The sequence below is a fragment of the uncultured Empedobacter sp. genome, assembly GCF_937930195.1.
GTDB lineage: Bacteria > Bacteroidota > Bacteroidia > Flavobacteriales > Weeksellaceae > Empedobacter > Empedobacter stercoris.
In genome coordinates, this window is record NZ_CALGVK010000040.1 from 1 (window position 1) to 2,205 (window position 2,205).

Here is a 2,205-nt window from a genome sequence, read left to right on the forward strand (position 1 = left end):
GGATCAACTTTTGCTAAACCACCTATCGATTTAATGTCTGTCAACTCATATTTTCTTTCCATTACATCTACACATAACCATAATCCAAGAACAACTAAACCATGCGAAAACATTTGGAAATAAGCACCTGTTACACCATTTGCTAATTCTGAAAATAACGATACAAAAATTAAAGCCAAATGCGCAATCGAACTATACGCAATAATTTTCTTTACATTTTTTGTGCTCAAAGCGATTAACGAAGCGTAAACTAATCCGAAAATTGCGACGTACATAATGTATTCGAATAATTCAGAAATCGTTGGAAACATTCCTAAATACCAAGTTACCACAGCAAATAATCCCATTTTTGCCATCAAAGCAGAAAGAACAACTGTTAATGGAGTTGGCGATGTTTTGTAAATCGTTGGTTGCCATGTATGAAATGGAAAGATTGGAATTTTAATTACAAAAGCGATTAAGAATAACAATGCTAACGCGGTGTTTGTTGAATATTGTGGTCCTGTTACTTGTACGATATCCGTTAATAAAAACGAAGTTGGTTGTAAGAAAAATCCGATGTAAATAATTCCAGCTAACATAAACATCGATCCTAAAATCGTGTATAAGAAAAATGTCATATTTGCGCGAATTTTGTCTTTTCCAATTCCGAATAATCCAATTAAGAAATAGACTGGAATCAAAACAACTTCCCAGAAGAAATAGAATAAAATTAAATCTTCTGCTAAGAAAACTCCATTTAAACCAGCTAAAGTGATTAGCAATAATCCGTAGAATGTATTGCTATATTTTTGTTTTGTTGTTGCCAAATAAACAAAAAGAGCGAAGTAAGTAAGGTTCGTTAATAAAATCATTAAACCTCCTAAACCTTGAGCATTTAACGCAAAATAAGTTTTAACGCTGTTGAAATTGAACCATTGTGTTTGGTATGTTAACTCGTTTGTTCCTCCTTGACAACTGATAAACAAGTATAACGCTAACAATGCTCCGCCAACGAATGCTCCTAACCATCTTTGTGGTTTTTGTCCTTGCATTAATAGCATAAAAACTCCTACTATTAATGGTAATATGATAAATAAAGATAAAAGCATTACTAACCTATTTTGAAATTAAATACCCCATAAAAAAGATAGCTATACCTGCAACGATTCCGAAAACCATCAACAAAATATAGAATCCTACATTTCCGTTTTGTAGCTGACGTACATTTTTTGATGCGCGACCAGAAACAGTTCCAACTCCTAAAACAAAAGCTGCAATACCTGCTTTTTCTACATATTTTTTCAAGACATCGCCTAACTCAAACAATGGCTTTACAATTGCATTGTCGTATAATTCGTCGATGTACCATTTATCTTCAAAGAATTTTGCAATTCCTGTCGCTTCTCCATCTACATAATTGGTGTATTTCTTAATTGCAAAATAAATTGCTCCAAGTACACAAATTAATAAAGCGCCCATCATCATCCATTCTGTTGCATGAGAAACAGGATGCGCTTCTCCGATAGAAACAACTCCACCTAAGAAAGTTTGCAACTTATGTCCATCTTGCATAAATAAAGCTGGAATTCCAATATAACCTGCAATAACAGAAAGAACTGCTAAAATGATTAATGGAATTGTCATTGCTGCTGGGCTTTCGTGCGGATGAGCATCTTTGCTTCGTAAATCGCCTAAGAAAGTCATGGCATATAAACGGAACATATAGAATGTTGTCATTACTGAAACAATAAAACCAATTCCGTAAACAACTGGGTTAGATACAAACATTCCTAATAACATTTCATCTTTCGAGAAGAAACCTGATAAACCAGGAATACCTGCGATTGCCAAACATCCGATCAAGAAAGTGATATGAGTAATTTTCATGTATTTTTTCAACCCTCCCATTTTACGCATATCCTGTTCGTGGTGCATTCCGTGAATCACAGAACCTGCTCCTAAGAATAATAAAGCCTTAAAGAAAGCGTGTGTCATCACATGGAAAACCGCTGCGATATATGCTCCAGAACCAATTGCTGCAAACATTAATCCTAACTGAGAAACTGTAGAATAAGCCAATACTTTTTTGATATCATTTTGACGCATTGCAATAGTTGCTGTAACAAATGCGGTTGCAATTCCTATGTACTGAATAATTTCTAAAGTCAATGGCGCTGCAGTAAACAATTCATTACAACGTGTGATCATAAAAATACCAGCCGT

2 protein-coding genes are annotated in these 2,205 nt (G+C 34.4%); both read right to left on the minus strand.

Annotated elements, in window-relative coordinates:
- A partial coding sequence (locus tag Q0616_RS02310; protein ID WP_298774758.1) for a NuoM family protein occupies nt 1-1,091 on the minus strand: 1,091 nt, incomplete at its 3' end.
- A 7-nt stretch (nt 1,092-1,098) separates the two neighbouring features.
- On the minus strand, nt 1,099-2,205 hold a 1,107-nt coding region (locus Q0616_RS02315; RefSeq protein ID WP_298774761.1), incomplete at its 5' end, for a proton-conducting transporter membrane subunit.